The organism is Ureibacillus yapensis, from assembly GCF_003515775.1.
Lineage (GTDB): Bacteria > Bacillota > Bacilli > Bacillales_A > Planococcaceae > Ureibacillus > Ureibacillus yapensis.
This window is the reverse complement of sequence record NZ_QWEI01000028.1, coordinates 1-1,345: the sequence shown is the minus strand read 5'-3', so window position 1 is coordinate 1,345 and position 1,345 is coordinate 1. Positions and strand designations below refer to the sequence as shown.

Here is a 1,345-nt window from a genome sequence, read left to right as displayed (position 1 = left end):
TATTCTTAAATATTCTGATAGAAAAATTAAAGCAAATCATCCTCCTATATATTCAACATTGAAACCTGAAACTAATTCGGATTCTCCTTCTGCAAAATCGAATGGTCTACGATTAGTTTCTGCTAAACAAGAAGATAATCATATAATAAATAAGAGAATATTTCCAAAAAAAAAGTATAATATATACTGAGATTCTTCTATTTGAGTAAATGAATAGGATTGAGATAATAAAACTAAAAATAAAATGATTATGAAAAATGGTACTTCATAAGAAATTATTTGTGCAACTCTTCGAATAGATCCTAAATGACAATATTTTGAATTAGTTGATCATCCAATAAGTAGAATGAAATATACTCCTATTCTTGATAAAATAAAAAATATTAATAAATTATGTTTAATGTCAATTAAGGTTGAAAAATTATATATTATTAATGGGATTATGCATAGGGAGATAAATAAAGAAAGAAAAGGAGTTATAAATGATAATGTAAAGTTTATAGATTCTAAAGATAATAAATTTTTATTAAAAAGTTTAATAGCATCTCTAAAGGGTTGAAGAATTCCTATAATACCTACTTTATTAGGTCCTTTTCGAATTTGAATATATCTTAAAATTTTTCGTTCTAATAATGTATAAAAAGCTACTCTGATTAGAATTCTAAGGGAAATCAAAATAAAATTTAAAAATGAGGTAATTATATATAGTTAATTAGATTCTAATTCTAATGCATTATTCTGCCAATATTATAATACTATTATTTTCTTAGGTCCTTTCGTACTAGAAGAATTTTGTTAGAAGATAGAAACCGACCTGGTTTACACCGGTCTGAACTCAAATCATGTAATTTTTTAAAAGTCGAACAGACTTTCTTAATTAACTATTGCGTAAATTAGAATATTAAATCAACATCGAGGTTGCAATCTTTATTTTAAATAAGATCTTAAAAATTTTATTACACTGTTATCCCTACGGTAACTTAATTATGTTATTAATTATATTAGGTCAAATTAAATATTTAATATTATTAAAGTAATAATTAATTAACTGCCCCAGTTAAACTGAAGTGAAGTTCGATAGGGTCTTATCGTCTTTCTTTTTAAAAATTGTTTTTTTACAATTAAAATAATTTAAATAATTTTTTAAAAAAAATCTATTGAGATGTTAAGTCTTTTGTTCTAGTCTTTAATTAAAAGACAAATTATTATGCTACCTTAGCACAAAAGCGGCTATTTAAATTTCATTGAGCAGACTTTATTATTAATTAATGCTAATAAAAATGTTTTTGTTAAACAGTCACTCAATTTTGGATGAGTTTTTATTAAAAATATTAATAGTTTACTT

Annotated in this window: 1 protein-coding gene and 1 pseudogene; one reads left to right on the top strand and one right to left on the bottom strand. The window is 23.0% G+C overall.

What is annotated here, in order from left to right; all coding sequences use genetic code 11:
- The coding region (locus tag D1B33_RS18960; protein ID WP_233549532.1) for a hypothetical protein at nucleotides 1–190 on the top strand (190 nt) is incomplete at its 5' end.
- Here D1B33_RS18960 and D1B33_RS18930 read toward each other — a convergent pair.
- Nucleotides 139–675 (bottom strand): annotated as a pseudogene (locus tag D1B33_RS18930) (NADH-quinone oxidoreductase subunit H). The gene D1B33_RS18960 and the pseudogene D1B33_RS18930 sit on opposite strands and share 52 nt — an antisense overlap.
- Nucleotides 676–1,345 lie beyond the last annotated feature (670 nt).